We start from the raw sequence: 3,258 nt of genomic DNA, 5'->3' as shown, positions 1-3,258 counted from the left end.
TTAAATTGCCACGAGTTCCCGATACACATCGACATAGCGTAGCGCAGACGCTTCCCAGCCGAAGTCCTGCGTCATCGCGCGGCGCACCACGGCCTTCCATTCCGGCCGGCGCTGCTTCAGCGCAAATGCACGGCGGATAGCCGCGACCAGCGAAACACGATTGAAGTGGTGGAAGACAAAACCCGTCGACACGTCGTCAGCGAGGTTCTCCAAAGATGCATCCGTCACCGTGTCGGCCAAGCCGCCTACGCTATGCACAAGGGGCAACGATCCATACGCAAGCGCGTACAACTGCGTCAGTCCGCAAGGTTCGAAACGCGACGGCACCATGACCACGTCGCTTCCGGCAATGATCGAGTGGGACAGCGTTTCATCAAAACCCAACACCACGGCGATCGATTGCGGATGTGCCTGCGCGGCATTCTTGAGGCCGTTTTCGAGCGCCGCGTCCCCTGTTCCCAACACGACAAGTTGACCGCCCCGCTGCACGATGTCGGGAATCGCGGAGAGCAAAAGATCAATGCCCTTCTGCTCGGTAAGACGGCTGACGACGCCAAACAACAACGCACCGTCATCGCGCGCGAGGCCGACTCGATCCTGTAACGCAGCCTTGCACTTGGCCTTGCCCGAGAACTTCGCAAGTGAATACCGGGTATCGATGAGCGTATCGATCGCTGGATTCCAGACTGTCTGGTCAACACCATTGAGGATGCCGCTGATGTCGTGGGTGCGCGTGCGCAGCAGGCCGTCGAGGCCCGCGCCCTGGGCGTGCGTCTGGATTTCGTGCGAATAGGTCGGGCTCACGGTCGTGATGCGATCGGCGTAGAAAAGCCCGGCTTTCAGAAACGAGAGATGACCGTAGAACTCGACGCCATCGACGGAAAAAAAATCCACCGGCAACTGCAGATAGCGGAACTCGGAGGCCGGAAACACACCCTGGTACGCAAGGTTATGCACGGTGATCACGCACGGCACGTGCGGCTTGCCACTCGCGCGCGCGTGAGCCCGCAAGTAAGCCGGCGCAAGGCCTGCGTGCCAGTCGTGAGCATGCAGGATATGCGGCTTCCAGGCGGGATCGGCGCCGGTTGCGACCCGCGCGGCCGCCCAGCCCAGCAAGGCGAAACGCCGGTCGCTATCGGCGTACTGGTTATGCGAGCTATCAAAATACGGGTTACCGGGACGGTCGTAGAATGCATCCGCGCGAACCACATACACCACGATTCCATGCGGCTCGAGCAAGCCTCGCTCAAGCCGCACGTTATCGATACCGAACGCCGGCCCCAAATCCGCCACGTGCTGGATCTGCGTCAGCCCGCCGATCACCGCGGGAAACGCCGGCAGGATCACACGGGCATTCGTGCCCAGTTGCGTCTGAGCCGGCGGCAGCGCGCCGACGACATCGGCGAGGCCACCGGTTTTCAAAAGCGGATACATCTCCGCTGCAACATGCAGCACGCATAGAGTCATCGGCTCTCCATCGGCACAGGGGCCTTATTTCTTGTTGATTAGAAACACGGGGGCAGTGTTATTTTTGTGCAAGACGCCTGAGTGCCTCCTGCGTCACGAGCACCACGCCACTTTCGGTACGGAAGAATCGTTCGGCATCTTCATCGGGATCCTCGCCAATCACGGTCCCCTCCGGCACGGTGCAGCCGCGGTCGATCACCACCTTCTTCAGCCGGCAACTCGGGCCCACCGTCACCTGAGGCAACAATACTGCCTCGTTAATGTGGCAAAACGAATGCACGCGCACCGCCGATGAAAATACCGAGCGCCCGACCTGGGATCCCGAGATCACGCATCCGCCGCACACCAGCAGGTTATTGATCGCGCCCTGCTGGCCGTGCAAATCGCGCACGAACTTGCCCGGCGGCAACTGTTCCTGGTTGGTCCAGATCGGCCATTTCCGGTCGTACAGGTCGAGCGCCGGGATAGTCGATGCGAGATCGAGGTTTGCCGACCAGTACGCGTCTACCGTACCCACGTCGCGCCAGTATGCCGGGGCGCTCGGGTCGGTTTCGGAGGTCACGCACGACATGCCGAACGGATGCGCGATCGCGCGTCCGCTCGTGACCACGCGCGGAATGATGTCCTTGCCGAAATCGTGATCCGTTTGCGACGCGGCAATGTTCTCTTCCAGCAACTGGTAGAGGTACTTAGCACTGATCACGTAGATGCCCATGCTCGCGAGCGCGACATCCGGCTTGCCGGGCATGGGGGGAGGATCGGAGGGTTTCTCGAGGAAGGCGGTCACGCGGCGATTCTCGTCGACATGCATCACGCCGAACTCTCTTGCCTCCATGCGCGGTACCTCGATGCAGCCTACGGTGCAATCGGCGCCGCTCTCGACGTGATCCAGCACCATGCGCGTGTAGTCCATCTTGTAGATGTGATCGCCCGCCAGCACGATGATGTACTCCGGCGCGATCGAGCGGATAATGTCGAGGTTCTGGAACACGGCGTCGGCCGTACCGCGATACCAGCTGGAATCCACGCGCTGCTGGGCCGGCCAGATGTCGATAAACTCGTTGAACTCGCCACGCAGGAACCCCCAGCCGCGCTGCAAATGGCGCAACAGCGAATGCGCCTTGTATTGCGTGACGACCGCGATGCGCCGGATGCCCGAATTGAGACAGTTCGACAACGCGAAATCGACGATCCTGTATTTGCCGCCGAAGTGAACGGCCGGCTTTACGCGCTTGTTGGTTAGGGGTCCGAGCCGGGTGCCGCGACCACCGGCAAGCACGATAGCCAGGGTGTTCTTTTGCAAATCCGTACGGCTTCCTGTCTGCGTCTCCATACCGACCTCCTGTTTTGTGGCCGGTGACCGGCCTGTTACCAGCGTGTCTCAACGTGTTGATGGGCACGTGCGTGACGAACAGATGTAACGCGGGATGTGAAAGGGGCGCGAGTCTCCTTTTTTCAGCGAAGCGAAACGCGGTTGGGAATCGTGTGTCGATTTTGCTATAAAGATGGCCCTCTCGCACGCCATTTCACGATGAGGATTGCCATGTCGCAAGTTTTGCTCCCGGAGGGGCCTCTGGGCGGTTGGGGGGTGCTGCTCGCGGTGAGTGTGGGTTAGGGTGGAGTCCTTCTTCTCGCGTGGTCGTTCTGCTTAAGTCGGATTTTCTTGCTTATTTCTGTTAGCCCCTGTTCGGGGCGGAACTTCATTTTTTGCAAACAAAACGCGCAAAGAAACGAAGCAAAGAAACGAAGCAAAGAAACGCGTTTTAACCGCCAACATTTAAGTGTCCACAA

Annotated in this window: 2 protein-coding genes; both read right to left on the bottom strand. The window is 59.9% G+C overall.

What is annotated here, in order from left to right:
- Nucleotides 1-1,467, bottom strand: coding sequence for a glycogen synthase GlgA (glgA, locus tag WCA53_RS01665; protein WP_423904798.1), 1,467 nt, complete (start codon nt 1,465-1,467; stop codon nt 1-3).
- A 58-nt stretch (nt 1,468-1,525) separates the two neighbouring features.
- Nucleotides 1,526-2,800, bottom strand: coding sequence for a glucose-1-phosphate adenylyltransferase (gene glgC / locus WCA53_RS01660; protein WP_423904796.1), 1,275 nt, complete (start codon nt 2,798-2,800; stop codon nt 1,526-1,528).
- Nucleotides 2,801-3,258 lie beyond the last annotated feature (458 nt).

Origin of the sequence: Caballeronia sp., from assembly GCF_049581465.1 — a bacterium.
Lineage (GTDB): Bacteria > Pseudomonadota > Gammaproteobacteria > Burkholderiales > Burkholderiaceae > Caballeronia.
Note: the sequence above shows the minus strand (reverse complement) of the source record. Positions and strands in the feature narration are given on the sequence as shown.